The sequence below is a fragment of the Gluconacetobacter azotocaptans genome, assembly GCF_014174355.1.
GTDB classification, from domain to species: domain Bacteria; phylum Pseudomonadota; class Alphaproteobacteria; order Acetobacterales; family Acetobacteraceae; genus Gluconacetobacter; species Gluconacetobacter azotocaptans.
The window spans coordinates 45,166-69,327 of sequence record NZ_JABEQF010000010.1 but is presented as its reverse complement, the minus strand read 5'-3'; the positions used below and the strand labels follow the sequence as shown (position 1 = coordinate 69,327).

24 protein-coding genes are annotated in these 24,162 nt (G+C 66.5%); 9 read left to right on the top strand and 15 right to left on the bottom strand.

What is annotated here, in order from left to right:
- Positions 1-15: 15 nt before the first annotated feature.
- Together HLH34_RS13255 and kdsA are read left to right on the top strand one after the other, a co-directional pair.
- The gene (locus HLH34_RS13255; protein ID WP_183120055.1) at positions 16-1,647 is read left to right on the top strand and encodes a CTP synthase; all 1,632 of its coding nucleotides are present in this window, start codon (positions 16-18) and stop codon (positions 1,645-1,647) included.
- Complete coding sequence (gene kdsA / locus HLH34_RS13250; protein WP_183120054.1) at positions 1,644-2,480, top strand: 3-deoxy-8-phosphooctulonate synthase; 837 nt, start codon at positions 1,644-1,646, stop codon at positions 2,478-2,480. The genes HLH34_RS13255 and kdsA overlap by 4 nt, the downstream gene beginning before the upstream one ends.
- Before the next feature lie 9 nt (positions 2,481-2,489).
- Here kdsA and HLH34_RS13245 read toward each other — a convergent pair whose 3' ends face one another.
- Positions 2,490-2,966, bottom strand: coding sequence for a DUF3429 domain-containing protein (locus tag HLH34_RS13245; RefSeq protein ID WP_183120053.1), 477 nt, complete (start codon positions 2,964-2,966; stop codon positions 2,490-2,492).
- Between the two features lie 186 nt (positions 2,967-3,152).
- Between HLH34_RS13245 and eno the strand changes: the two genes are divergently transcribed.
- Both eno and HLH34_RS13235 read left to right on the top strand, forming a co-directional pair.
- A complete protein-coding gene (gene eno, locus HLH34_RS13240) occupies positions 3,153-4,433 on the top strand; it encodes a phosphopyruvate hydratase (protein ID WP_183120052.1) in 1,281 nt (426 codons plus the stop codon).
- Between the two features lie 134 nt (positions 4,434-4,567).
- A complete protein-coding gene (locus HLH34_RS13235; protein WP_183120051.1) occupies positions 4,568-4,897 on the top strand; it encodes an FtsB family cell division protein in 330 nt (109 codons plus the stop codon).
- A 113-nt stretch (positions 4,898-5,010) separates the two neighbouring features.
- Here HLH34_RS13235 and rpmG read toward each other — a convergent pair whose 3' ends face one another.
- A complete protein-coding gene (gene rpmG / locus HLH34_RS13230; RefSeq protein WP_176640578.1) occupies positions 5,011-5,178 on the bottom strand; it encodes a 50S ribosomal protein L33 in 168 nt (55 codons plus the stop codon).
- Positions 5,179-5,337: 159 nt separating this feature from the next.
- Here rpmG and HLH34_RS13225 point away from each other — a divergent pair, with 159 nt between their 5' ends.
- Both HLH34_RS13225 and lexA read left to right on the top strand, forming a co-directional pair.
- Positions 5,338-6,546, top strand: a complete 1,209-nt coding sequence (locus HLH34_RS13225) for a molybdopterin molybdotransferase MoeA (protein WP_183120050.1) — start codon at positions 5,338-5,340, stop codon at positions 6,544-6,546.
- Positions 6,547-6,679: 133 nt separating this feature from the next.
- Complete coding sequence (gene lexA / locus HLH34_RS13220; RefSeq protein WP_183120049.1) at positions 6,680-7,396, top strand: transcriptional repressor LexA; 717 nt, start codon at positions 6,680-6,682, stop codon at positions 7,394-7,396.
- Between the two features lie 10 nt (positions 7,397-7,406).
- Here the strand turns inward: lexA and bioD are convergent, their stop codons facing one another.
- The 3 genes from bioD to HLH34_RS13205 are packed head-to-tail and all read right to left on the bottom strand — an operon-like array spanning position 7,407 to position 10,712.
- A complete protein-coding gene (gene bioD / locus HLH34_RS13215) occupies positions 7,407-8,828 on the bottom strand; it encodes a dethiobiotin synthase (RefSeq protein ID WP_183120048.1) in 1,422 nt (473 codons plus the stop codon).
- Positions 8,825-9,487: an alpha/beta fold hydrolase gene (locus HLH34_RS13210; RefSeq protein WP_264784374.1), complete on the bottom strand. Its 663-nt coding sequence runs from the start codon at positions 9,485-9,487 to the stop codon at positions 8,825-8,827. Before HLH34_RS13210 ends, bioD begins: the two co-directional genes overlap by 4 nt.
- A 28-nt stretch (positions 9,488-9,515) precedes the next feature.
- Complete coding sequence (locus HLH34_RS13205; protein WP_183120047.1) at positions 9,516-10,712, bottom strand: aminotransferase class I/II-fold pyridoxal phosphate-dependent enzyme; 1,197 nt, start codon at positions 10,710-10,712, stop codon at positions 9,516-9,518.
- Between the two features lie 69 nt (positions 10,713-10,781).
- On the opposite strand from HLH34_RS13205, the gene HLH34_RS13200 reads away from it, so the two are divergent.
- Positions 10,782-12,047, top strand: coding sequence for an adenosylmethionine--8-amino-7-oxononanoate transaminase (locus HLH34_RS13200; protein ID WP_183120046.1), 1,266 nt, complete (start codon positions 10,782-10,784; stop codon positions 12,045-12,047).
- A gap of 55 nt (positions 12,048-12,102) precedes the next feature.
- Here the strand turns inward: HLH34_RS13200 and HLH34_RS13195 are convergent, their stop codons facing one another.
- On the bottom strand, positions 12,103-12,546 hold the full coding sequence (locus HLH34_RS13195; RefSeq protein ID WP_183120109.1) for a DUF4167 domain-containing protein: 444 nt from the start codon (positions 12,544-12,546) through the stop codon (positions 12,103-12,105).
- Between the two features lie 272 nt (positions 12,547-12,818).
- The gene (prmC, locus tag HLH34_RS13190) at positions 12,819-13,691 is read right to left on the bottom strand and encodes a peptide chain release factor N(5)-glutamine methyltransferase (protein WP_183120045.1); all 873 of its coding nucleotides are present in this window, start codon (positions 13,689-13,691) and stop codon (positions 12,819-12,821) included.
- Positions 13,692-13,722: 31 nt separating this feature from the next.
- Here prmC and HLH34_RS13185 point away from each other — a divergent pair, with 31 nt between their 5' ends.
- Complete coding sequence (locus HLH34_RS13185; protein WP_183120044.1) at positions 13,723-14,187, top strand: hypothetical protein; 465 nt, start codon at positions 13,723-13,725, stop codon at positions 14,185-14,187.
- Between the two features lie 16 nt (positions 14,188-14,203).
- On the opposite strand, the gene prfA is transcribed toward HLH34_RS13185, so the two are convergent.
- The 6 genes from prfA to HLH34_RS13155 all read right to left on the bottom strand — a co-directional run bounded on the left by prfA (position 14,204) and on the right by HLH34_RS13155 (position 21,422).
- Complete coding sequence (gene prfA, locus HLH34_RS13180) at positions 14,204-15,262, bottom strand: peptide chain release factor 1 (RefSeq protein ID WP_183120043.1); 1,059 nt, start codon at positions 15,260-15,262, stop codon at positions 14,204-14,206.
- 5 nt (positions 15,263-15,267) lie between these two features.
- Complete coding sequence (gene hisS / locus HLH34_RS13175; protein WP_183120042.1) at positions 15,268-16,518, bottom strand: histidine--tRNA ligase; 1,251 nt, start codon at positions 16,516-16,518, stop codon at positions 15,268-15,270.
- Between the two features lie 118 nt (positions 16,519-16,636).
- Positions 16,637-17,791 carry a flavodoxin-dependent (E)-4-hydroxy-3-methylbut-2-enyl-diphosphate synthase gene (gene ispG / locus HLH34_RS13170; RefSeq protein WP_183120041.1) on the bottom strand — a complete coding sequence of 385 codons (1,155 nt, stop codon included), beginning with the start codon at positions 17,789-17,791 and terminating at the stop codon, positions 16,637-16,639.
- Between the two features lie 124 nt (positions 17,792-17,915).
- Positions 17,916-19,091 (bottom strand): helix-turn-helix domain-containing protein, encoded by a 1,176-nt coding sequence (locus HLH34_RS13165; protein WP_183120040.1) that lies wholly within the window; start codon positions 19,089-19,091, stop codon positions 17,916-17,918.
- Positions 19,088-20,167, bottom strand: coding sequence for an NAD(P)H-dependent flavin oxidoreductase (locus HLH34_RS13160; protein WP_183120108.1), 1,080 nt, complete (start codon positions 20,165-20,167; stop codon positions 19,088-19,090). The genes HLH34_RS13165 and HLH34_RS13160 overlap by 4 nt, the downstream gene beginning before the upstream one ends.
- 1 nt (position 20,168) lies before the next feature.
- Complete coding sequence (locus HLH34_RS13155; RefSeq protein WP_183120039.1) at positions 20,169-21,422, bottom strand: aspartate kinase; 1,254 nt, start codon at positions 21,420-21,422, stop codon at positions 20,169-20,171.
- Positions 21,423-21,579: 157 nt separating this feature from the next.
- Between HLH34_RS13155 and ubiG the strand changes: the two genes are divergently transcribed.
- Positions 21,580-22,329, top strand: coding sequence for a bifunctional 2-polyprenyl-6-hydroxyphenol methylase/3-demethylubiquinol 3-O-methyltransferase UbiG (gene ubiG, locus HLH34_RS13150; protein WP_183120038.1), 750 nt, complete (start codon positions 21,580-21,582; stop codon positions 22,327-22,329).
- A gap of 51 nt (positions 22,330-22,380) precedes the next feature.
- On the opposite strand, the gene HLH34_RS13145 is transcribed toward ubiG, so the two are convergent.
- Both HLH34_RS13145 and HLH34_RS13140 read right to left on the bottom strand, forming a co-directional pair.
- Entirely contained in the window at positions 22,381-23,616 is a 1,236-nt protein-coding gene (locus HLH34_RS13145; RefSeq protein WP_183120037.1) for a lactonase family protein, read from the bottom strand.
- Positions 23,617-23,649: 33 nt separating this feature from the next.
- On the bottom strand, positions 23,650-24,138 hold the full coding sequence (locus HLH34_RS13140; protein WP_240161800.1) for a DUF2147 domain-containing protein: 489 nt from the start codon (positions 24,136-24,138) through the stop codon (positions 23,650-23,652).
- Positions 24,139-24,162: the final 24 nt, after the last annotated feature.

Here is a 24,162-nt window from a genome sequence, read left to right as displayed (position 1 = left end):
GTAGGGAGGCCGTCCATGACGCGGTTTGTATTCATCACTGGCGGCGTGGTGTCCTCCCTCGGTAAAGGCATTGCCTCTGCAGCCCTCGCGGCGCTGCTGCAGGCACGCGGCTACCGGGTCCGGCTACGCAAGCTCGATCCCTATCTCAACGTCGATCCGGGCACCATGAGCCCGTATCAGCACGGCGAGGTCTTCGTTACCGATGACGGTGCCGAGACCGACCTGGACCTTGGGCATTATGAACGCTTCACCGGCGTTCATGCCACCCGGGCCGATAACGCCACCACCGGGCAGATCTATTCGGATGTGATCGCCCGCGAACGGCGCGGCGATTATCTGGGCGCGACCGTCCAGGTCATCCCCCACATCACCGATGCCATCAAGGAAGCCGTGGTGGCCGGCACGGACGACCTGGATTTCGTCCTGGTCGAAATCGGCGGAACGGTGGGCGACATCGAAAGCCTTCCTTTCCTGGAAGCGATCCGGCAGCTGCGCAACGATCTGGGTGCGGCGCGGACGATGTTCGTCCATTTGACGCTGCTGCCCTGGATTCCCTCGGCCGGCGAACTGAAGACGAAGCCGACGCAGCATTCCGTCAAGGAGCTGCAGAACGTGGGCATCCAGCCCCAGATGCTGCTCTGCCGGTCCGACCGCCCGATTCCCGATAACGAGCGGCGGAAGATCGCCAATTTCTGCAACGTACGGCCCGAAGCCGTGGTCGCCGCCCTGGATGTCGACACCATCTATGCCTGCCCCATCTCGTACCATGCCGAGGGCATGGATACCGAGGTCCTGCGCCATTTCGGCCTGCCCTTCGACCAGGAACCCGACCTTACGGCGTGGAACCGGGTGCTGGAGGCCATACGCCACCCCGAGGGCGAGGTCCGGATCGCGGTCGTGGGGAAGTACACGGCCCTGCTGGACGCCTATAAATCGCTGATCGAGGCACTGCTGCATGGCGGCATCGCCAATCGCGTGCGGGTCAAGCTGGACTGGGTGGAGTCGGAGATTTTCGAGAAATCGGAAACCGCCATCGAAGCCCTGCAGGACGCGCATGCCATCCTGGTTCCCGGCGGATTCGGCGAACGCGGTGCCGAAGGCAAGATCCAGGCCGTCCGTTTCGCACGGGAACATAATATCCCGTTCCTCGGCATCTGCTTCGGCATGCAGATGGCGGTCATCGAATGTGCTCGCAACCTGGCCGGCCTGCCGAACGCCTCCTCAACCGAATTCGGCCCGACGGACGAGCCGCTGGTCGGGCTCATGACCGAATGGGCGCGCGGCAACGACTGGCTGCGCCGGCGCGAAGGCGGCGAACTGGGCGGCACCATGCGGCTCGGCGCCTACTCGGCCAAGCTGGCCCCCGGGTCGCGGGTGGCTGACATCTATGGCGAGACCGAGGTGCGCGAGCGGCATCGTCATCGCTACGAGGTGAACGTCCATTACCGCGACATCCTGGAGAAGGCGGGGCTGCGATTCTCCGGCATGTCCCCCGACGATGTCCTGCCCGAAGTCGTGGAATATCCGGACCACCCCTGGTTCATCGCCGTGCAGTACCATCCCGAACTGCTGTCCAAGCCGTTCGATCCGCATCCGCTGTTCTCCGGCTTCGTCGAGGCGGCGGTCAAGAAGATGCGCCTGGTATGACCGCTCCTGTAGCTGTTCCCGTCGGCGGCCTGCTCGTCGCCAACGACCGGCCCTTCACCCTGATCGCGGGGCCGTGCCAGATCGAATCCGAATCGCATGCGATGGAGATGGCCGAGGCCCTGCACGCGATCGCGCAGGAAACCGGGGTCGGGCTGATCTATAAAAGTTCGTTCGACAAGGCCAACCGCACCAGCCTGGGGGCCGCGCGCGGCGTCGGCATGGGCGCGGGGCTGGAAATCCTGGCCCGCGTGCGCGAACGATTTGCCATTCCGGTCCTGACGGACGTGCATACGGCCGAGCAATGCGCCCCCACGGCCCAGGCCGTGGACGTGCTGCAGATCCCGGCCTTCCTGTGCCGGCAGACCGACCTGCTGCTGGCCGCCGGCGAGACCGGAGCTGCGATCAACGTCAAGAAGGGGCAGTTCCTGGCCCCCTGGGACATGGCCAACGTCGCGGCCAAGATCGCATCGACCGGCAACAGCCGCATCATGCTGTGCGAGCGGGGCACCACCTTCGGCTACAATACCCTGGTCAATGACATGCGCGGCCTGCCGATCATGGCCACGACGGGCTATCCGGTCGTCTACGACGCTACCCATTCGGTCCAGCAGCCGGGCGGCCTGGGCGGCGCGTCGGGCGGGCAGCGGGAATTCGCGCCCATTCTGGCTCGGGCCGCGCTGGCGATCGGCGTGGCGGCGGTATTCATCGAAACCCACCAGGATCCGGACAGCGCGCCCAGCGACGGCCCCAACATGATCCCGATCCGAGAAATGAAGGATCTGGTCACGCGTCTGGCGGCCTATGACCGCCTGACGAAGGGCGCCGACGCCTGACGGCCGGGCTTATATAAGCCGGCTCAGAAGGACGGCCGCAAGGCACGTCAGCACGACGACGGTGACGCACAGGCGCAGGGCGAGGTAGCCTGAGGGTAGGTCTCCCCTGCGCCATGCAGCCCGCTCCGCCAGAAAAACACCTCCGAATCCGGCCAGCAGGACGGCAAGGCCTGTCGTCATGTGACCCAGAAAGGTCACGTGGATGGCCAGCCAGCCGATCAGAACGGGCAGTCCGCCCAGCAGCAGCCGCCGGTTATCGGTCCGCGCCGTTCCCGGCGCGGACAGGATTGCCGGCGACTCCAGCGCCAGCCCCCAATGGATCGCCCCGCTAAAGGCCAGCAGAAGGGCGGAATATTCCACCAGCGCCATCATGGGGCCGGGCACCGGACGATCCGCCGGGAAAAAGATCACCCCTGCCGAACAGACGATGACTGGAAACAGGCTGACGATCCCCATTATGATCGCCAGAAGGGGCAGGCGTTTCATGTTCTTCTCCATCACCTCCTGCTATGGTTCCCACCGTGACGGGGGCGCCCCATCATGCCGGATCGTGACGGACGATGGGACATCCGCCTCGTCCTCTCCGGTCTTCGTGGGGCGAGCCGGTCGCCGTTGCGTCTTCCGGCCAAACCAGCAACGGGCCCAATATCCACATAACGAGGAAGCAGATCCATGAGTGCTATCGTCGATATCATCGCGCGTGAGATCCTGGACAGCCGCGGCAACCCGACCGTCGAGGTCGATGTCGAACTGGCGTCGGGCGCCAAGGGCCGCGCCGCCGTGCCTTCGGGTGCGTCGACCGGCGCCCATGAGGCCGTCGAACTGCGGGACGGCGACAAGTCGCGCTATGGCGGCAAGGGCGTGCTGAAGGCCGTCGAACACGTCGAGAAAGAGATCCTGGAAGCCCTGCAGGGCGCCGAATCGATGGATCAGGTCGCGATCGACGAGGCGATGATCGATCTGGACGGCACGCCCAACAAGGCCCGCCTGGGCGCCAATGCGATCCTGGCCGTGTCGCTGGCGGTAGCCAAGGCGTCGGCCGAGGAACTGCAGGTCCCGCTCTATCGCTATGTCGGCGGGGTCTATGCCCGCACCCTTCCCGTCCCGATGATGAACATCGTCAATGGCGGGCAGCATGCCGACAACCCGATCGACATCCAGGAATTCATGATCCAGCCGGTCGGGGCGCCCACGATTGCCGATGCGGTCCGCGTCGGGTCCGAGATCTTTGCGCAACTGAAGAAGAGCCTGTCGGCCGCCGGCCATAACACCAATGTCGGTGACGAAGGCGGCTTCGCCCCCGGCCTGAAATCGGCCGACGAAGCGCTGGGCTTCATCACCAAGGCGGTCGAAGCCGCCGGCTATCGCCCCGGCGACGACGTGACCTTCGCTCTGGACTGCGCTTCGACCGAATTCTATCGCGACGGTCGCTACGTGATGGAGGGCGAAGGCAAGACCCTGGATTCGGCCGGCATGGTCGCCTATCTGGCCGACCTGGCCAGCCGCTATCCGATCGTGTCGATCGAGGACGGCCTGGCCGAGGACGATTGGGAAGGTTGGGCGACGCTGACCGCGACCCTGGGCAAGACGGTCCAGCTCGTCGGGGACGATCTGTTCGTCACCAACCCCGATCGCCTGCGTCGCGGGATCCAGGCCGGGGTGGCGAATTCGCTGCTGGTAAAGGTCAACCAGATCGGCACGTTGAGCGAGACGCTGGAGGCGGTCGAGATGGCCCATCGCGCCGGCTACACCGCCGTCATGAGCCATCGGTCCGGCGAGACCGAGGATTCGACGATCGCCGACCTGGCCGTTGCCACCAATTGCGGGCAGATCAAGACGGGTTCGCTGTCGCGTTCAGACCGGACAGCCAAGTACAACCAGCTGATCCGCATCGAGAACGAACTGGCCACGGCGGCCCGCTACGCGGGTCGTACGATCCTGAAATCGGCCTGATTTCCCAAAAAATACGCCCCGATCCGGTGGGAAATGGAAGAAAAACAGTTTCCTCCTCATGCCGGATCGGGAATAATTTCCACCGAAAACCGCCCCGCCCGCATGTTCGGGACAGATGAAAGGGAAGATCGCCCATGCAGATCGGCCGGATGATCCGACGGGTGGCCCGCATGGTCGTTCCCCCTGCCCTTTTCATCGGCCTCACCGCCTATTTCGGCTGGAACGTCATGCAGGGCGACCATGGGCTGCACAGCTACGCCGCCCAGCTTCGCCTGCTGGACGAAGCCAGGGCCGCCCAGCAGGACGCGATGTCGGAACAGGCGGCATGGGGCCGGCGGGTACGGGGCCTGAAGGAAAGCGCGCTGGACACCGACACGCTGGACGAGCGGTCGCGGGCGATGCTGAACCTGGCGCGGCCGGACGAGCTGATCGTTCCTTACGGGCCGCACGACCACCTGTACTGATACGCGGGACAGCGTGCCGAACAAAAAAAACCGGGCGGTCCGATAACGGACCGCCCGGTTTTTTTATGACATGCCCTTTGGGGGGAAGGTCCCCCCGTGGACACGTCAGCGGGTTATTTGATCTTCGCTTCACGGAAGGCGACATGCTTCCGCGCGACGGGATCGTATTTCCGCATCTCGAGCTTGCCGGTCTGGGCACGGGCGTTCTTCTTCGTGACGTAGAAGTATCCGGTGTCCGCCGTCGAGACGAGCTTGATCTGGATGGTGTTGGTCTTGGCCATGGAATCCTCAGCACTGCTCCGCCGCTGCTGGAACAATCAGGTGCAGCAGTGGTTCAAGTCGGCGGAAAATGCGCATACACAGCCCTCAGGTCAAGCGTTAGTCGCGCGAATCGGCAAGATATATGCCGATCCCGCCAGGAAACAGGGAAAATCCGACAGATGCTGAGTGTCTCCGAGGCCCAGGAACGGATTCTGGCGAACCTTGCGCCGACGGGAGCCGAGCTGGTCCCGCTGGCCGAATCCTGGAGACGGGTCGCCGCGACCGACATCGGCGCCCGGCTGGACAACCCGCCGGCGGATGTATCGGCCATGGATGGCTATGCCGTCCGCGCGACGGACTGCCGGTCAGGCGACACGCTGCGCGTCATCGGCGAAAGCCCGGCGGGCCACCCCTTCGACGGCGGGGTGGAACCCGGCACCTGTGTGCGCCTGTATACCGGCAGCCTCGTGCCGACCGGGGCGGACAGTATCCTGATCCAGGAGAACGCGCTGGTGGAGGCGGACCAGCGGATCACCGTGCTGTCCGACGTGGTGGCGGGCCGGCATATCCGGAAGCGCGGACAGGATTTCGGGCTGGGGCAGACGGTCGTGCCGGCGGGGCGCCACATCCTGGCGCGCGAGGTCGGGCTGATCGCGGCGGCGAACCATGCCTGGGTGCCGGTTCACCGGCGCCCCGTCGTCGCGATCCTGTCGGCCGGGGACGAGATCACCCTGCCAGGGGGGGACATACCCCCGGGTGGCATCGTCAATTCCAATGCGCCCATGCTGGCCACGCTGGTACGGGCCTGCGGGGGGACGCCGCTGATCCTGCCGACCGCCCGCGACGACGCAGCCGAGATCGCGCGCCTGGCCGGCGGGCTCGAGACCGCCGACCTGCTGCTGACCGCGGGGGGCGCCAGTGTGGGGCGTTATGACCTGGTGCAGGAGGGGTTGGGCCGGATCGGGCTCAAAGTCGATTTCTGGAAGATCGCCATGCGCCCGGGCAAGCCCCTGATGCATGGCCGGATCGGCCGGCTGCCCGTCCTGGGCCTGCCTGGCAATCCGGTGGCGGCCCTGGTCTGCGGCATTCTGTTCATCCTGCCCGCGATTCGGGCGATGTCCGGCCGGTCGGACCTGATGGCGGAACATGATATGGCGCGTCTGGGTGGCGCGTTGCCCGCCAATGACCTGCGGCTGGACCATTTGCGCGCCAGCGTGACCCGCGCGGACGACGGCGGCCTGATCGCGACGGCGTTTTCCCGGCAGGATTCGGCCATGTTGCGGACCCTGGCCGACAGCCAGGCGCTGCTTGTCCGCCCGCCCCATGCCCCGGCGGCGGAACAGGGCGAAATGTGCCGGATCATCCGGCTGGACCATCTGTTCATCTGATATTCGGGCAGGCCGTGATGTTGACGGGCAGGCAGGAACCAATATAGAACATTTAAAAGAGGTTTCCTGTTTGTTCCAAATTCTGGCAACGGAACGGTCAACCATCGGAACGGCACGATCACGGGGGCCCCCAATGCTGACGCGCAAGCAACATGAACTCCTGCTGTTCATCGACCGGCACCTGAAGCAGACGGGTTTTTCCCCATCCTTCGACGAAATGAAGGATGCGCTGAACCTGCGTTCCAAATCCGGAATCCATCGCCTGATTTCTGCACTGGAGGAACGCGACTTCCTGAAACGGCGCCACCACCGTGCCCGCGCACTGGAGGTACTGCGCTTGCCTGAAATCGCGCCGCCACCGCAGGAAGACCCGCCTGCCCCGCTGCCGGCCGAGGCCTTCGTGCCCAACGTCATCAAGGGCGATTTCGCCGGCCGCCTGACCGGAGCCCATGTCGCGACCGAAGCCGGGGCCATCAATCTGCCGTTCTATGGGCGGATCGCGGCCGGCCAGCCGATCGAAGCCATGCGCGACACCGGTGCGCAGATCGAGGTCCCGCTGACCCTGCTGAGCCAGGGCGACCATTACGCGCTTGAGGTTGCGGGCGATTCGATGATTGAAGCCGGGATCCTGGATGGCGACACGGTCATCATCCGGCAAAGCGATACGGCCGACAACGGGCAGATCGTCGTTGCGCTGATCGACGATCTTGAGGTCACGCTGAAGCGGTTGCGCCGGCGCGGCAGCACGATTGCCCTGGAACCGGCCAATGCGCGCTATGAATCCCGCATCGTTCCATCGGATCGCGTGCGTATCCAGGGCCTGCTGGTCGGCCTGCTGCGGCAGTATTAGAAACGACCGCTTAAACGCGTTCCTGCCACAGGGCGTCGAAGGATGGCAGCATCCCGGCCAGGTGTCCGATCTGTTCCGGTCCGATTCTGTCCAGATGCGGAAATTCCGCCAGGATTCGGGCCTCGCCGAATAAAGTAATCGCCCGCCGGGCCTCGGGGGACGGCGGTCCGTTCAGGATCACGCCGGCCACCGCGATCCCCTTTTGCCGCAGGGCCGACAAACTCATCAACGTATGGTTGATCGTGCCCAACTGGCTGCGCGCGACCAGCACCACCGGCAGCGCGAAGCGGGCGATCAGATCGATCATCATGCAGTCGGCGCTGACGGGAACCATGACCCCCCCTGCCCCCTCGACGACCAACGGCCTGTCGTCGATCGCGGGCGGCAGGGCGATGGCCTCGGCCTTGATCGCAGTTCCTTCCCGTTCGGCTGCATCGAAGGGCGACAGGGGCGCCGCCAGGACTGCCGCAGGCGCGTGCAGTCGCGCGGCGTCCAGGCCGGCCAGCGCCGTGACCGTGTCGCTGTCGGCGGTCTCCTCGGCAATGCCGGTTTGCAGCGGTTTCCAGTAGGACGCATCCCACGCCCGCAGCAGGCACGCCGACACCAGCGTCTTGCCGACGCCGGTATCCGTGCCGGTGACGAAAACACCCTGCCGCACCGGCCTGCGAAAAAGCCCGTAGCCGATTTCATAGGTCGCGGTGATCGCTCCGCCCTGCCCCAGATCGCCGAGGAGGCGCCGTAACGTGCCCGGGTCGGCGGGCCGTGCCCCCTCGCGCGGGAGCGAGGCGCCGATCTGGCGCAGTTCCCGCACGAAACCGAGGGCCGTGGCCGGCCGATCGAGGATGGTCTCTCTGTCCCATCCGCCCTGAAGCGGCCAGGGCCTGTCCGCATCCAGATGGCGCACGTCCGGATAGGATGCCATCGGGCAATCCAGGCCCCGCCGGGTGTAGGCCGCGCGCCATTCGGCGAAACTGCCGGCGCACAGGGTGGACAGCGCCAGGGTACCCCCCGGCGCCAGCAGGTCGGACAACCGGCTTAACGTCCCCGCGCGGTCCGCGAACCATTGCATCGCCAGGCTGGAACAGACCAGGTCGAAGCTCTCCCCCGCCAGGGCGGGGTCTTCCGCGTCCATCGCCAGGAAACGGGTATCGCCCCCCAGCGGGGCCAGCCGCCGCCGCGCGCGTTCAACCATCGCGGGGGCCAGGTCGGTTACCGTCAGGGCGGCATCGGGGAACATCCGGCGCAGCATGTCGCTCAGGAAGCCGGTGCCGCATCCGATTTCCAGGATGCGGGCCGGCGGGCGGGTGGCGGGATACGCCGATGCAATGCGGTCGGCCAGCCGGCGCGCCACCAGAAACTGGACACGGGCGGCGGCATCGTACGATTCGGCACCGCCGAATCGTGCGGCGATGGCTTGGCGGCGTGTCGTCATGCGGCCCTGCTCCGTTGCGTCATCCGCGATATGGTGGCGGCGCAGATGTCCGGGTGGGTCAACGGCAGAAGATGTCCGCCATCCGCCACCCATTCGATCGGCATGCCTGTGCTGAAACTGGCCCGTGTCATGTCGGCCGTCACGATCGGATCGTCCTGCCCGGCAAGAACGGTCATGGGCGGCAGAATCGCGCTGCTCGCTCTCTCGTCCAGTGCAGGGCGGGCGTCTTCGTCACGCAGCATCGCCAGTCCGGCCGCCAGTCGCCCGGCCTGCGCCGGACCCGGCAGGCCGGCGGCGATTCCCGCGCGACGGCGGAATGTCAGGACAACGTCGTCGGGATTCTGTTCCAGCCCCTGGATCATGCGCCCGACGACGCGGGGCGGTACACCCGGGGGAAAATCCGCTGCCGCGCTGAAGCGGGCAAAGCCGTTGATCAGCACCATCCCGATGCACCTTTCGGGGCGATGGCGCAGCAGCCACAACGCCCCCAGCGAATGACCGACGGCCACGAAGGGGCGTGCCGGGCGCGCCGCCATCCGTTCCGGCCCGAAAAATCCGAAATCGAGGTCGATTCCGTCTGCCCTGCCCAAAGCGGAGCGCACGGGGGTCCAGAAATCGGGGTCAAATCCCCACCCATGCACGAACAGGAGGCCGGGCACGGATGCCGTTCCGGCCCCATCCGGCGCATCAGATGCCAAGGCCGAGCTCCTTCACGGCGGCGCCCAGCGCATGCAGCAGGCTGTCGATCATGTCGTCCTCATGTGCAGCGCTGAGCGCGAGGCGGATGCGGGCGCCGCCCGCTGGTACCGTCGGTGGTCGGATCGCCGTGCCGACGATGCCGCGCGCCGCCATTGCCTCTGCCAGGGCCAGCGCCGCTCCGGACTGCCCTACCATGATCGGGACGATCTGGGTGCTGGACGCCCCCGTGGACAGCCCCAGCGCCGCGACGCTCGACCGCACCCGGTCAGCCATGTCGGCCAGACGGCGGCGTTCATGGTCCAGACTGGGCACGAGGTCGAGCGCCGCGTCGATCGCGCCCAGTACCCCCGGCGGCAGGGACGTCGTATAGATGAATCCCGAACAGGTGCTGATCAGCCAGTCGCACAGCGCCCGTGACCCCGCGATATAGGCGCCGAACCCGCCCAGGGCCTTGCTGAACGTTCCCATGGTCAGGTCGACGCCGCCGGCCGCGACGGACAATCCCCGGCCGCCGGGCCCCAGGACGCCGGTCGCATGGGCCTCGTCCAGATACACGAAGGCGTCGTGCCGATCGGCCAGAGCGCGCAGGGCCGCGACGTCCGCACGGTCGCCATCCATGCTGAACACGCTTTCGGTCACGAAGAAGCGCAGGCCGGCCTCGGTGCGCCTCTGTTCCAGAAGCCGTTGAAGATGGTCGAGATCGTTATGCGCGAAGCGGATCTGCCTTACGCCGGCGGCCAGGCAGCCGTGATGCAGGCTGGCGTGGTTCAGCCGGTCGGTAAAGACCAGGGCCGGGGCACCGGTCTGCTCGACCGACAGGCGGAACAAGGCCGGCAGGACGGCGGCATTAGCCTGCCAGCCCGACGCCAGCAGCAGGGCGGCCTCCGTGCCCTTGAAACGGGCCAGCTTGTCCTCGACCGCCAGATGCTGCGCGCTGGTGCCCGTCACCAGCCGCGACGCACCGCTGCCGGTTCCGAACCGGTCGGTCCATTCCGCAGCGCGCTGGCGCAGGGCAGGATGCCAGGACAGGCCCAGATAATCGTTCGACGAAAAATTCAGCAGCCTTGCGCCGTCCCTGCGGACGACCACCGGCCCCTCCCGCTCGACCGGCGACAGGCTGCGACGCACCTGTCGTCGGGACAGGTCGTCCAGGGCGCTCTGGAAAAAAGGATCGAAACGGGTCATGAAGCGACGTTTTCTGCCGGACCCCAGGGTGCCGGTCAATTCCCGTCTATGATGTCGGAGGACGCAGCGATGACCGCGCCGGACTGGTTCGAGGCCGGATTGCCCCATATCTGGCTGCCCTACACGCAGATGCAAACGGCATCGCCCCCGCTGGCCGCCGTCGCGACCGACGGCTGCCGGATCCGCCTGGCCGATGGTCGCGAACTGATCGACGGTATCGCGTCCTGGTGGACGGCCTGCCACGGGTATAACCACCCCTACATCCGGCAGGCCGCCATCGAACAGTTGGCGCGCATGCCGCATGTCATGTTCGGCGGACTGGTGCATGAACCGGCGCTGCGTCTGGCGCGTCGCCTGGCCGACCTGCTGCCGGGCGACCTGGAGCGCGTGTTCTTCACCGATTCCGGTTCGGTCGCCGTCGAGGTCGCCATCAAGATGGCGATCCAGTACTGGCTGAACCGGGGCGAAAGCCGGCGCACCCGCCTGGTGGCGTTTCGTGGCGGCTACCATGGGGACACGCTGGCAACGATGGCCGTCTGCGACCCCGAGGAAGGGATGCACAGCCTGTTTTCAGGGGTCCTGCCGACCCACTTCATCGCCGACCTGCCCCGCGACGACGCATCGCGGGCGGCGCTGGACGCGCTGCTGACCACCGAAGGTGAGAATGTGGCGGCGATCCTGGTCGAACCATTGGTTCAGGGCGCGGGCGGAATGGTCTTCCACGATCCGGCGACCCTGCGCCGTCTGCGCACCCTCGCCGATCGCCATGGCATCCTGTTGATCTTCGACGAAATCTTCACCGGGTTCGGACGCACAGGTACATTCTTCGCCTGCCAGCAGGCCGGGGTGGTGCCCGATATCGTGACGCTGTCGAAGGCGCTGTCGGGCGGCACCGTTCCCCTGGCCGCGACCGTCGCCCGGCGGCATGTCCATGAGGCATTTCTGTCCGACGATCCGCTCCATGCCCTGATGCACGGTCCGACCTTCATGGCCAACCCACTGGCCTGCGCCTGCGCCAACGCGTCGCTGGACCTGTTCGAGCGCGAACCGCGCCTGGAACAGATCGCGGCGATCGGCACGCAGATGCGCACGGAACTGGAGCCGTGTCGCAGCCTGCCGGGCGTCCGGGATGTGCGGGTCATGGGGGCCATCGGCGTCGTGGAACTGGACCGGATCGAGGATATGAATCGCCTGAAGGCGCGCCTTGTCGGCCAGGGCGTCTGGATCCGCCCATTCCGGACGATCGTCTATCTGACGCCATCCTTTACCATCGTACCGGTGGAACTGGCGCAGCTAACCCGCGCCATCCGGACCGTATTGTCCGATCCCGCCTGATCCGCGATCGGGCCTGCCCGGAGCATATGTTCCGGGCAGGCCTTGCGGGGGAAGGTCAGACCTCGGCCGAAGCCAGTTCCACGTCGGCCTGCGGCTTGCCCTTGTCATTCGACACGTCTTCGGCCGGCGCAGGCACGTCGCCCTCGCTGTCATCGCTGGCGGCGGCGGCGGCGGGACGCTGACGCGCCTGGCGTTCCTGCTGGTTCTGCTGCGCCGCCTGGGTCATGGCGTTGAGAATGCGGAAATAATGTTCGGCATGCTGGAAGTAGGCTTCCGCCATGACCCGGTCGCCCGAACCGCTGGCGTCGCGGCCCAGTTGCAGATATTTTTCAAACAACTGCTGGGCCGTTCCGCGAATACGCAGATCAGGGCCATTGCTGTCGAACACATGGTTCCGGTTCAGCGGGATCTGGCCGTTCTGCTGGCGTACACTACCGCCACCGCCGCCACTGCTGCCGCCCGTACGATGGTGACGGCCTCGCATGCGTTTCATGTTCATAAGCTGTCGCAGCACTTTCCTGTTAACGGTCGCCATCGGGGAACCGTCGGGACCACCTGTCCCCTATTGCCATTTTGGGTGCCCGGCATACCACCCGGCATGTGATCCCATCGCCCTACGCAACGATCGCAGTTTTCTGCCGCCTTTGCGGTCAGATCCATTGTCATGCGTTCAGGATCGGGACGCGGCAGCTATGAGGAGCCATACGCCCCCTGCCGGCATTCCACGGGCAATTTATTCCCTTATACACGCTCTGCCAAATGGTTTTTTGTTCAACACCTGCAATTCTGCATCAGGACTGCACGCGGAATACCGCCCAGATCGGCACGGACGTCCAGGATTTCCAGCCCCGCCTGCCGCGCCAGCATCGGCATGTCGCGTTCCTGACCGATCCCGATTTCGAAAATCGCAATGCCGCCATGCGCCAGAAGCGACGGTAAGGCAGCCGTCAGAATACGGTAGGCGTCCAGCCCGTCCATCCCGCCATCCAGCGCCCGTGGGGGTTCGTGGTCGCGCACGTCGGGCATCAGCCCAGGCAGATCCCCGTGCGGAATGTAGGGTGGGTTGCTGAATACGACGTCGAACCTGTCCTGGATCGCCGACGTCCAACTGCCGTTGATCATGGCACATCGCGCCCCCAGCCCTGTACGGCGGGCATTACGGGCGGCCAGACGGGCGGCGTCAGGCGCGATATCGACCCCGAGCCCCCAGGCGTCGTCATATTCGGACAAGGCGGCCAGCAACAGGCAGCCCGTGCCCGTTCCCAGGTCCAGCACGCTGCGAACCGATGCGCGATCCGGGCGGTGGTGCAGCAGGGCCTCGATCAGCGTTTCGCTGTCGGGACGCGGAATGAGGGTGGCCGGCGAGGTTTCCAGATCCAGGGACCAGAAACCGGCATGACCGGTAATATAGGCGATCGGTTCATGCGCCGCGCGGCGGCCGACCGCATCGAAGAACGCCCGGCTTGCCGCCATGTCCACATTTTGCCGCGCCAGCAGGCCCGCAAGGTCGGTCCGCAGGACATGGGCCATCAGCAGCCGCGCCTCGCGCCGTGGATTGTCCAGCCCGGCCGCCCGCAGCCGTTCGGTCCCTTCGGCCAGAAGCGGCCCCGGCACCTGATGGCCTGCTGTATCCGCCCCTTTCATTTCAACGATGATCCATCCTAATCTTGCCTCCATGAACGTTCCCGTCCGTCCACGGATATGCGTTTGCGTCGTGTTGGCCGGCCTGGCCCTGGCGGCACCGCTGCGGCAGGCCCGTGCCGGGTCGTTCGTCGTGGTCGATATGCGGGCCCAGTCTGAAGTGTCGGAAATATCCCGACTCTATGTCGATGACCAGCTTGCCGCCACGTTCCGCCTGGACGCCGACCACCCACATCAGATCGCCCGGATCGAAACCCCGGCCGAGCGCATGAACCACAGCTATGTGCTGTGTGGCGAGATTACCCTGCGCCTGCCCGATGGGCGCACCGAAATGCACGAGGTCAACGGCGAAGGCGTCCTGCATCACCCCGACGGGCACACGCTGGACGCCCTGGGCACGCGGAATTTCACCGAATTCTACCTGTCCGACCCTGAAGACCCCACCGTGGTGGAACGCCACACCGGGCGGTCCAGCCTATGCGCCGCGCCATCCTCGTAACGGTGGGACCGGCCTGCTACAGCCCTTCCGCCGCCAGCAGGGTCGCCTGCTCGTCCTGGGTCAGCGCATCGACGAATTCATCGAATTCGCCGGCCATGACCCGATCGATCTTGTAGGCGGTCAGATTGATGCGGTGGTCGGTCACCCGCCCCTGCGGAAAATTGTAGGTCCTGATCCGTTCCGACCGGTCGCCCGTTCCCACCTGCGACTTGCGATCGGCGGCGCGGGTGGCGTGGGCGGCGGCACGTTCGCGTTCGTACAGGCGGGCCATCAGGATCTTCATCGCCTTGGCGCGGTTCTTGTGCTGGCTCTTTTCTTCCTGCATGGCCACCACCAGCCCCGTGGGCAGATGGGTGATGCGCACCGCGCTTTCGGTCTTGTTGACATGCTGGCCGCCCGCACCGGACGCGCGATAGACATCAATCCGCAGGTCGCCATCATTGATCTGCACGTCGACGTCGCCGGCCTCTGGCAGGACGGCCACGGTCACGGTCGAAGTATGGATGCGCCCCTGACTTTCGGTCGCCGGCACGCGCTGGACCCGATGCACGCCCGATTCGTATTTCAGCCGCGCGAAGACGCCACGCCCGGTGATGTTGGCGATGCCTTCGCGCAGGCCGCCCAGTTCGGATTCGTCGAATTCCATGACCTCGAACCGCCACCCCCGCAGCGCGGCATAGCGGCGATAGGCGTCGAACAGGGCCGCCGCGAACAAGGCAGCCTCGTCCCCGCCGGCCGCCGGGCGGATTTCCAGGATCGCGCTGCGTTCGTCGGCCTCGTCGCGCGGCAGCATGGCGATGCGGATATCCTGCCGGATATCGGGAATGCGCGCGCGCAGCGCCTGCAATTCCATCTCCGCCAACTCCCGCATTTCGGGGTCGGACAGCAGGGCCTGCGACTGACGTTCCTCCTGCTCGGCCTGGCGCAGTTCGCCGATCCTCGTCACGATCGGCTCGAGCTCGGCATATTCGCGCGAGGCCTTGCTGAAGGCTTCGCCATCCAGCCCCTGGGACAGCATCGCCTGCAATTCCTCGGACCGTGCGACGATCCTGTCCAGCCTGTCGTCGAGCCCCATGATCGTTACCCGCGCATCGCCCCGGCAAGATAGGCGACCACCGCGTCCAGCGCGATTTCGCCCTGGCTTCCTTCGTCCAGCGCCTTGACCTGCGCCACACCGCGCGCGATCTCGTCCTCGCCGATCAGGACGGCATGGGTTGCCCCGATCCGGTTCGCCCGTTCCAGCCGGCGCTTGGCATTGCCGCGATAGGCGATCTCGGCCCGGATTCCGCTGGCGCGCAGGGCCTGCAGCAGCATGACGGAAACACCGCCGGCCGCATCGCCCATGGGTACGATCGCCACGGGACGCGGCGCGGGCGGCGTCGCCTCCAGCAGCATCGACAGCCGCTCAATGCCGCCGGCCCAGCCGATGGCCGGCGTGCGCGGCCCGCCCATCTCGGCCACCAGCCCGTCATAGCGGCCGCCCGCCAGCACGGTACCCTGCGCGCCCAGGCGTTCGGTCACGAATTCGAAGGCGGTATGGCCGTAATAATCCAGCCCGCGCACGATGCCCGGATTTTCGCGGAACGGCACTCCCAGCAGGTCCAGCGCCGACCGCAGCCCGTCCCAGAAGGCGCGCGCGTCGTCGGTCAGGAACGCGCCGATCATCGGCGCATCGGCGACCAGCGCCCGGTCCTGCGGCGCCTTGCTGTCGAGGATGCGCAACGGATTGCGTTCCAGGCGGTTGCGGCTGTCCTCGGACAGTTGGTCCTTGACCTCGGTGAAATAGGCGACCAGCGCGGCACGCCATGCGGTGCGGCTTTCGGCATCGCCCAGCGTATTCAGCTCCAGCACCGTTTCATCGGCGATGCCCAGCGCCCGCAGGATGTCGCGGCCCATCGCAATCGTCTCGGCGTCCGCCAGGGGTTCGGCCGCGCCGATCAGTTCCACCCCGATCTGGTGGAACTGGCGGTAGCGCCCCTTCTGCGGACGTTCGTAGCGGAACATCGGCCCCGCATAGAATATTTTCTGGGGCAGCGACTGCGTCAGGCCGTTGGTCACCAGAGCCCGGCATACCCCTGCCGTACCCTCGGGCCGCAGCGTCAGGGATTCGCCGCCGCGATCCTCGAACGAATACATCTCCTTGGACACGACATCCGAAGTGTCACCCAGGGACCGGGCGAAGACGCGCGTATCCTCGAAGATCGGCGTCGCCCATTCGTCGAACCCGTACAGGCCGGCAATCCGCCGCGCGGTCTCGACCACATGGGCATGGCGCCGCTGCGTCTCGCCGATCAGGTCATGGGTGCCACGGACGGGTTGCAAGCTGCTCACGAATGGAATTCCTGACATGGACCAGGGTCCTGCTTCTGAATTCGCAAACGAATTTCAAAGGCGGGACCCCAAGATACTAGGCGCGACCGCCGATGCCGTCTTCGGACGGCCTGGGTCGTTAGAGCGCGGTGGACAGGACGGCCTGGGCCTCGGCTTCCGCCTTGCGGGCGGCATCCTCGGCCTGCAGGACTTCGACCTTCTTTTCGACCAGGTCGACGATGTGCTCGATCATGTCGTCGGCCGGGATGGTGTGGTCCTGACGGCCGGCGGAATAGACCATGTGGCGGCCCGATCCGCCGCCGGTCAGGCCGATATCGGTCATCAGGGCCTCGCCGGGGCCGTTGACCACGCAGCCGATGATCGACAGCGTCAGCGGCGTCTGGATGTGCGCCAGCCGGTCTTCCAGCGTCTGCACGGTCTGGATGACATTGAAACCCTGGCGCGCGCAGGACGGGCAGGAAATGATCTTCACCCCGCGATGGCGCAGGCCCAGCGATTTGAGGATGTCCCACCCGACCAGGACTTCCTCTTCGGGCTCGGCCGACAGGGACACGCGCATCGTATCACCGACGCCCGCCCACAGCAGATTGCCCAGGCCGATCGAGGATTTGACGGTGCCGGCGCGCCGGCTGCCCGCCTCGGTGATGCCAATATGCAGCGGGTGGTCGCAGACTTCGGCCAGTTGCTGGTAGGCGGCAACCGCCAGGAAGACATCGGACGCCTTCACGCTGATCTTGAATTCGTGAAAATCGTGATCTTGCAGGATCTTGGCATGTTCCAGCGCGCTTTCGACCAGCGCGTCGGGGTTCGGCTCGCCGTATTTTTCCAGCAGGTGCTTTTCCAGCGACCCGGCATTCACGCCGATCCGGATCGAGCAGCCATGATCCTTCGCCGCCCTCACGACCTCGCGCACGCGCTCGGGGCTGCCGATATTGCCCGGGTTGATCCGCAGGCAGGCGGCGCCAGCCTGGGCGGCTTCGATCGCGCGCTTGTAGTGGAAATGGATGTCGGCGACGATCGGCACGTTCACTTCGCGCACGATCTCGGCCAGGGCGGCGGTGCTTTCCTCGTCGGGGCATGACACGCGCACGATGTCGACGCCCGCCAGCTCGGCCCGGCGGATCTGGGCGATCGTCGCCTCGGCGTCCGTGGTCAGGGTGTTGGTCATCGTCTGCACCGACACCGGTGCGTCGCCGCCGACAGGGACCTTGCCAACATGGATCTGCCGCGACTTGCGACGTTCGATATGCTGATACGGACGATAGCTGCTCATGGTCTGCCCTCCGGATGAGGCGATGGTAACACGGTTCTATCCGACGGCCTGACGGCCAGGTGCCTTCCCGTCGGTGCTTCCTGCCAAAAAGCGCCTCTCTTGACCAGCCCGCACCGGCACAAGATTAGTGACCGCCCCCTGACGGGACGGCAGGCGGAACGTTCGGAGGCGGTGCAGACACGGCCGGCGGCGCAACCGCCGGGCCATGCCCTGCCCCGCCGGTCGGCGCCTGCGGGTTCGCGACCTGGCGTGCCGCGGGGGGCGCCGATGGGGCTGCAACGATGGCCCCGCTTCGGATCGCATCGGGCGTCAGCGGCAGGTTGCGGCGGACAGCGCCGTTCCGGCCCAGCGGCTGGGTGGTTACGCCTCCGCTGCTCAATACCAGTCCGCCGGCATTGCCGACCGTCAGCAGCAGATTGTCCTTGTCCACCGGCGGGGACCAGCTTTCGCCAGCTTGCAGGATATGATCGTAGATGACCGGACCACCCGCAACCCTGACCTGCACCCAGGTCTGGGCCGATGCGCTCAGGGTCATCTGGCCCGGAGCGGATGCCTGGGGCGCGGCCGGCGCGTCGGCCGTTTGGGCCGGCGAAGCAGCGGCGAGCGATGTGCCCGCAGGTCCGGCGGCGGGAACCGGGGCCGGGACAGGGGCCGAGGTGGGCGGCGGCGTCGGCGCTGGCATGGCGGGCGCGGATGACGCGCCGTCCCCGGTGAGGGCCGATTTTTCGGCGCTGGACAAAGGCTGCGGCGGACGAACCGGCGCCTGATCCGGCGGCGGCAGGACCGAGGCCACCTGTGGCGAGGTCGCGGCCTGACGGGCCATCCCCGGAATGGCCGACGAGACGGACGGCACCTGCTGCGGCGGCGTGGTCTGGAACCCCGTCATCCGATACCAGCCGACATAGGCCCCGATGACGACCAGGCCACCCAGCAATGCGATGACGCCGGCCGGCACACTCCGGTCGGGCACAGGGGCCGGAAACGACAGTTCCGGCCGGTAGTCGATGCTGCCCCGGGCCTCGGCCTTGAAACGATGGACCATCGCCTCGCCGTCCAGCCCCAGCGCCGTCGCATAGGTGCGCAGGAAGCCCACGGTATAGACGTTGCCCGGCAGATCTTTCAGGCGGCCTTCTTCCAGGGCCTCGAGAAAAGACAGGCGGAGGCGCAGCCAAGTGGCCACGTCGGGCAGCCCCCAGCCCAGTTGTTCGCGTCGCGCGCGCAGCGTGGGCCCGACCCCTTGCGGGGTGTCGGCCGCCCTGGTCCCGGCAGCCGGTTCCGGCGCGTCGCCGCCGTCGGTCACGATTCCCCCGCCGGCGCCTCGCGCCGCACCAGCGCCTCGACGGCCTGGTCGACCAGTTCGGCAATGATGGACGCGACCGGCTGCACGGCTGAAATCATGCCCACCGATTGCCCGGCCATGACCGATCCGTTTTCCACATCCCCCTCGACGACCGCCCGGCGCAGCGAGCCCGCCCAGAAATGTTCGATATCCAGCTGTGCCTCTTCCCGCGTCAGTTCGCCGCTCAGGAACCGCTGGATGGTATCCGCCTGGTGCTGCAGGAACCGCCGGCCGCCGGCGTTCGACAAGCCCCGCACCGGGATGACGGGGAAGCGCTCGTCCAGTTGCACCGACGTCACCGCGTCACGCGCGTTCGCGCGGACGAACGCGGCCTTGAAGCGTTCGTGCGCGATGCTTTCTTCCGAAGCCGCGAAGCGGGTCCCCAACTGCGCGCCGGCCGCGCCCTGTTCCAGATAGGACAGGATGGCCTCACCCCGCCCCAGCCCGCCGGCCACGAAGACCGGAACCGTGCGGATGAACGGCAGGACTTCCTGCGCCAGGACCGTCAGCGACACCGGGCCGACATGGCCGCCGGCCTCGGCCCCTTCGATGACCAGGGCGTCGACGCCCATGCGGACCAGACGCTTGGCCAGGACCAAGGCGGGCGCGAACGCCATCACCTTCGCCCCGCCATCCTTGATGGCGCGGATCGCCGGCCCCGGCGGAATGCCGCCGGCTAGCACCACATGCGCCACCCCCGCCTCGATACAGACGCGGACCAGATCGTCCAGCCGCGGATGCATCGTAATCAGGTTGACGCCGAACGGGCGGCTGGTCAGGGCCTGCGTGGCGGCGATTTCCTCGGCCAGCCGGTCGGGCTCCATCGCCCCGCAGGCCAGCACTCCGAACCCCCCGGCGTTGGAGATCGCCGACACCAGGTTCCGTTCGCTGACCCACGACATCGCGCCGGCCAGGATGGCGAACTCGGTGCCGAGGAAGGCGGTGCCGGCGGCCCACAGCCGGTCCAGCCTGGCGCGGGCGGCGGCGCGCTGCGCCGTATCCTCGGTCGGTGCCACGATCATGTTGTCCATCACCATGTCAGGCAGCGTCGAGGCCATAGGCGGTGTGCAGGGCACGAACCGCCAGTTCGGCATATTCCGCCGCGATCAGGACCGAAACCTTGATCTCGCTGGTGGAGATGACCTGGATGTTGATGTTGCGATCCGACAGGGTCCGGAACATCGTGTTGGCCACCCCCGCATGCGAGCGCATGCCGACGCCGACGACGCTGATCTTCACCACGTCATCGTCCGTGACCAGTTCGCCGTACTGGATGATGTCGCGGGCCTGTTCCAGCGACTGGATGGCGCGGGCGAGGTCCGACTTGCTGGTGGTGAACGTCATGTTCGTCAGGCCGTCGGCACCGGTGCTTTGCACGATCATGTCGACATTGACGTTCGCGGCCGTCAGCGGCCCGAAAATCGCCGCCGCGATCCCCGGCCGATCGGGCACCCTTCTGACGGAAATCTTGGCTTCGTCGCGGGAATAGGCGATGCCGGCGACCAGTTCCTTTTCCACTATTTCGTCCTCATCCACCACTAATGAACCCGGCAGGCTGCCTTCCGTGGGCGCCGGGCCGTCGACAAAGCTTGACAGCACCTGCACACGCACCCGTTCCTTCATCGCCAGTTCGACACTGCGGGTCTGAAGCACCTTGGCCCCGACCGACGCCAGTTCGAGCATTTCCTCGTACGTGATCTTATCCAGCTTCCGCGCCCTCGCAACAATGCGCGGGTCGGTGGTGTAGATGCCGTCAACGTCCGTGTAGATGTCACAGCGATCGGCCTTCAGCGCCGCCGCCAGCGCGACCGCCGAGGTATCCGACCCGCCCCGGCCCAGCGTCGTGATCCGCCCGTCGGGGGTGACCCCCTGGAAGCCGGCAATGATGGGCACCTGCCCCGCCTGCATCCGTTCGATCAGCGCCGCGCCATTGATCGACGCGATCCGGGCCTTGCCGTGCGCGTCGTCCGTATTCAGGGCAATCTGCCATCCCTGCCAGGATCGCGCGTCCACCCCGATCGCCTGCAGGGCGATGGCCAGCAGGCCGCTGGTAACCTGTTCGCCCGTCGCGACGACGGCATCATATTCGCGCGCATCGTGCAACGCCGACAGCGACTGGCAATAGCCGACCAGGCGGTTCGTGACTCCGGACATCGCCGAGACGACGACCGCGACCTCGCAGCCGGACGCGACCTGCTTGCGCACTTTTTCCGCTACGGCGCGAATGCGATCTATATCGGCCACCGAAGTGCCACCGAATTTCATCACGATCCGCGGTACGGTAGGAAACATGGACGAGGCTCTCCAGCTCGGCGTGACGGCCGATCCAGCCCGACGGGCGCCGCCTGGGCGGCAGCCGGGGCATTGCGGTTATCTGTAAGGCGCGTCACATAGCCTTCCCCCGCTGCGCCGTCCAGCGGGAGATGGCAAGTGGAAAGGTAGTGGCGCCATGCAGGTCAACGATTCGTCCCTTCCGGCAGGATTGTCCGTCGCACCGGACGAAATCGCGCGCTTCAGCGCCCTGGCCGACCGGTGGTGGGATCCGTCCGGCCCGATGCGGCCCCTGCATGCCATGAACGGCCTGCGGATCGACTGGGCGCGCCGGCACCTTCCCGCGCCCCGCGACGATAGCGGACGGCTGCGGCAGGTGCTGGATATCGGGTGCGGCGCCGGCCTGGCCAGCGAGGGGCTGGCCCGGCTGGGATATGACGTGCTGGGCCTGGATGCGGCGGCCGCGGCGATTTCCGCGGGGCGGATGCATCTGGAACGCAACCCCCTGCCCCCGGGCAGCGGCCCCCTGGCCTATCGGGTCGGCAGCGCCGAGGATCTCCAGGCCGAAGGGGCGCGCTTCGACGTCATCACGGCGCTGGAGGTGATCGAGCACGTGACCGATCCCGCGGCCTTCCTGCGCCTGCTGTCCGGCATGCTGCGCCCCGGCGGCACCCTCATCCTGTCAACGCTCAACCGCTCGCTGCGCGCGCTGGCAACGGCCAAGATCGGGGCGGAATACATCCTGCGCCTGCTGCCGCCGGGGACGCACGAATGGCGGAAATTCATCACCCCGGTCGAACTGGGCGGCCTCGCCGGCCAGGCGGGCCTGCGCGTGTCCGACATCGCCGGTATGGTGCCCGCCATTCGCGGCTGGCGCGAAAGTCACGATCTGAGCGTGAACTACATCGCCTGCATGGTAGCGGACTGAAGAGGCCCGCCGCGCTCCCCGGCAACGCCCCTGCGGGCGTTTTCGGAGGGTTCAGGCGGTGTGCATGAAAGCGAAGGTCGTCGGGCTGCCGACCGGGGTGAAATGCCAGGTGAAATCCAGGGCGCCGGTTTCCGGATTGACCCTGAAGGACGTCACGGAGTCGCTGCGCTGGTTGGCACAGAACAGGAATTTTCCGCTGGGATCGAACATCATCGCGCGTCCGTAATCGGCGTGCATCCAGACTTCGTCGATCAGGGTCAGCGAGCCGTCGGGACTGACTCGGAAAATTGCCAGCGAATCGCCCAGCCGGTTGGACGCATAGACATAGCGACCGTTCGGCGACACCAGGATTTCCGCCGCAAGCGAGCTTCCCTGGAAATAGGGGGTCACGGTGCTGACCTTCTGCTGCGGGACCAACGCGCCGGTTCGGGGATCGAAGGTCGCCACGATCACCTTCGAATTTTGTTCGCACAGGATGTAGACGATCCGTCCGTCATGGCCGAAGGCGAAATGACGGGGGGCCGACCCCGGCATCAGGGCGATGTATGGCGTCGCGGCCGGCCGCAATTTTCCCGTGGCGAGGTCCAGCGTCCAGACATACACACGATCCAGCCCGGCGTCGCAGGCCAGCACGTACCGGCCGGACGGATCGCAGGCCACCATATGCGGATGGGGTCCGGAATGATCGCTGACGGCGTAATTGCCAGGCGGATTGTCCTCCGCGCGCTCCGGCATCCTGGGGCCGGTATTGTGCACCACGTCCGTCGGGTCCCCCAGGCTGCCGTCGGGCCGGATGGGCAGGACCCCGATGCTGCCGCCGACATAGTTGGCGACAAGGACATAGCGCCCGGAATGATCCAGGCTGAGATGCGCCGGGATGGAGCCGCCCGAACTGGCCCGGTTCAGCATGGTCAGTTCGCCCGACGTCCGATCGACCGAAAACGCCGTGACGCACCCGTCTCGGGCGGCGTTGAAATCGTCGATCTCGCTCAGGGCGTAGAGGAAGCGCGTATCGGCCGACAGCGTGATGAACGAGGGGCTGGCGATGTCGACATAGGTGGTGAGCGGGGTCAGCGCACCCGTCTCCCGGTTCATCTCGAATACCGCTATGCCCTGCCCGTTGCCGGCGCCGCCCGGCGGCGCATGCTTGTTATAGCCGCCGATATAGCAGATCGTGCGCGATCCGCCCGGTATGGCGGCCCGGGCCGGTGCCGGCCGAAGCAGCGGCGCCGCGCCGGACGCTGCAAGCGAGAGAAGAAGGGCGCGTCGCGAAAGGGTCGGGCTCATGAATCGGCGGTCTCGGCTCACAGGAAGGACAAGTCAGGGCATCTGGCAGCGCGGCCCGATCGTTCCCGTATAGCGCGTCCACGTATGGGTCTCGCCGAACAGGGGAATACCGATATAACCGCGCAGCTTCAGCACGCCTTCCCGCGGGGACCAGATCTGCGCGTGATAGACCCGACCCGTATCGGGATCGAGAATATGTCCGTTCCACCGCCCGGCCTTGTCCGAATCGGGCGTGAATCCGGTCAGCATCAGCAAACCGCATTCCGAGCCACCATCCTTGGCCTTCGGGACCTCGCCGGTATAGCGCATGCCCACCAGGCGGCCGCAGATTTGTCCGTCCCCACAGGATTTTACTTCGAATACACCATCGTGTTCCTGGGTTTCCCACAACCCCAGGGCGGATAACGTTACCGTGTTGCCCGGCTCGTCCGCCCACGCGGGCATCGCCGGAGGTCCGCTCAGGGCAGCGACCACGGCAACAATGCCGGCCGCCGCGACCGGATGAGGCAGCCATCCCCGCATCAGTCGGTTCCAGGCAGGGAAAGC

Excerpts from the sequence above, each read along its gene's own strand:
- eno (WP_183120052.1), top strand. The coding sequence starts at position 3,153 with ATGAGTGCTATCGTCGATATCATCGCGCGTGAGATCCTGGACAGCCGC.
- bioD (WP_183120048.1), bottom strand. The coding sequence starts at position 8,828 with ATGACGACACGCCGCCAAGCCATCGCCGCACGATTCGGCGGTGCCGAA.
- prmC (WP_183120045.1), bottom strand. The coding sequence starts at position 13,691 with ATGAAAGGGGCGGATACAGCAGGCCATCAGGTGCCGGGGCCGCTTCTG.
- HLH34_RS13185 (WP_183120044.1), top strand. The coding sequence starts at position 13,723 with ATGAACGTTCCCGTCCGTCCACGGATATGCGTTTGCGTCGTGTTGGCC.
- HLH34_RS13245 (WP_183120053.1), bottom strand. The coding sequence starts at position 2,966 with ATGAAACGCCTGCCCCTTCTGGCGATCATAATGGGGATCGTCAGCCTG.
- lexA (WP_183120049.1), top strand. The coding sequence starts at position 6,680 with ATGCTGACGCGCAAGCAACATGAACTCCTGCTGTTCATCGACCGGCAC.
- HLH34_RS13225 (WP_183120050.1), top strand. The coding sequence starts at position 5,338 with ATGCTGAGTGTCTCCGAGGCCCAGGAACGGATTCTGGCGAACCTTGCG.
- ispG (WP_183120041.1), bottom strand. The coding sequence starts at position 17,791 with ATGAGCAGCTATCGTCCGTATCAGCATATCGAACGTCGCAAGTCGCGG.
- HLH34_RS13255 (WP_183120055.1), top strand. The coding sequence starts at position 16 with ATGACGCGGTTTGTATTCATCACTGGCGGCGTGGTGTCCTCCCTCGGT.
- HLH34_RS13195 (WP_183120109.1), bottom strand. The coding sequence starts at position 12,546 with ATGAACATGAAACGCATGCGAGGCCGTCACCATCGTACGGGCGGCAGC.
- HLH34_RS13145 (WP_183120037.1), bottom strand. The coding sequence starts at position 23,616 with ATGAGCCCGACCCTTTCGCGACGCGCCCTTCTTCTCTCGCTTGCAGCG.
- HLH34_RS13140 (WP_240161800.1), bottom strand. The coding sequence starts at position 24,138 with ATGCGGGGATGGCTGCCTCATCCGGTCGCGGCGGCCGGCATTGTTGCC.
- rpmG (WP_176640578.1), bottom strand. The coding sequence starts at position 5,178 with ATGGCCAAGACCAACACCATCCAGATCAAGCTCGTCTCGACGGCGGAC.
- HLH34_RS13160 (WP_183120108.1), bottom strand. The coding sequence starts at position 20,167 with ATGGTGATGGACAACATGATCGTGGCACCGACCGAGGATACGGCGCAG.
- HLH34_RS13200 (WP_183120046.1), top strand. The coding sequence starts at position 10,782 with ATGACCGCGCCGGACTGGTTCGAGGCCGGATTGCCCCATATCTGGCTG.
- HLH34_RS13205 (WP_183120047.1), bottom strand. The coding sequence starts at position 10,712 with ATGACCCGTTTCGATCCTTTTTTCCAGAGCGCCCTGGACGACCTGTCC.
- HLH34_RS13235 (WP_183120051.1), top strand. The coding sequence starts at position 4,568 with ATGCAGATCGGCCGGATGATCCGACGGGTGGCCCGCATGGTCGTTCCC.
- prfA (WP_183120043.1), bottom strand. The coding sequence starts at position 15,262 with ATGGGGCTCGACGACAGGCTGGACAGGATCGTCGCACGGTCCGAGGAA.
- kdsA (WP_183120054.1), top strand. The coding sequence starts at position 1,644 with ATGACCGCTCCTGTAGCTGTTCCCGTCGGCGGCCTGCTCGTCGCCAAC.
- HLH34_RS13155 (WP_183120039.1), bottom strand. The coding sequence starts at position 21,422 with ATGTTTCCTACCGTACCGCGGATCGTGATGAAATTCGGTGGCACTTCG.
- ubiG (WP_183120038.1), top strand. The coding sequence starts at position 21,580 with ATGCAGGTCAACGATTCGTCCCTTCCGGCAGGATTGTCCGTCGCACCG.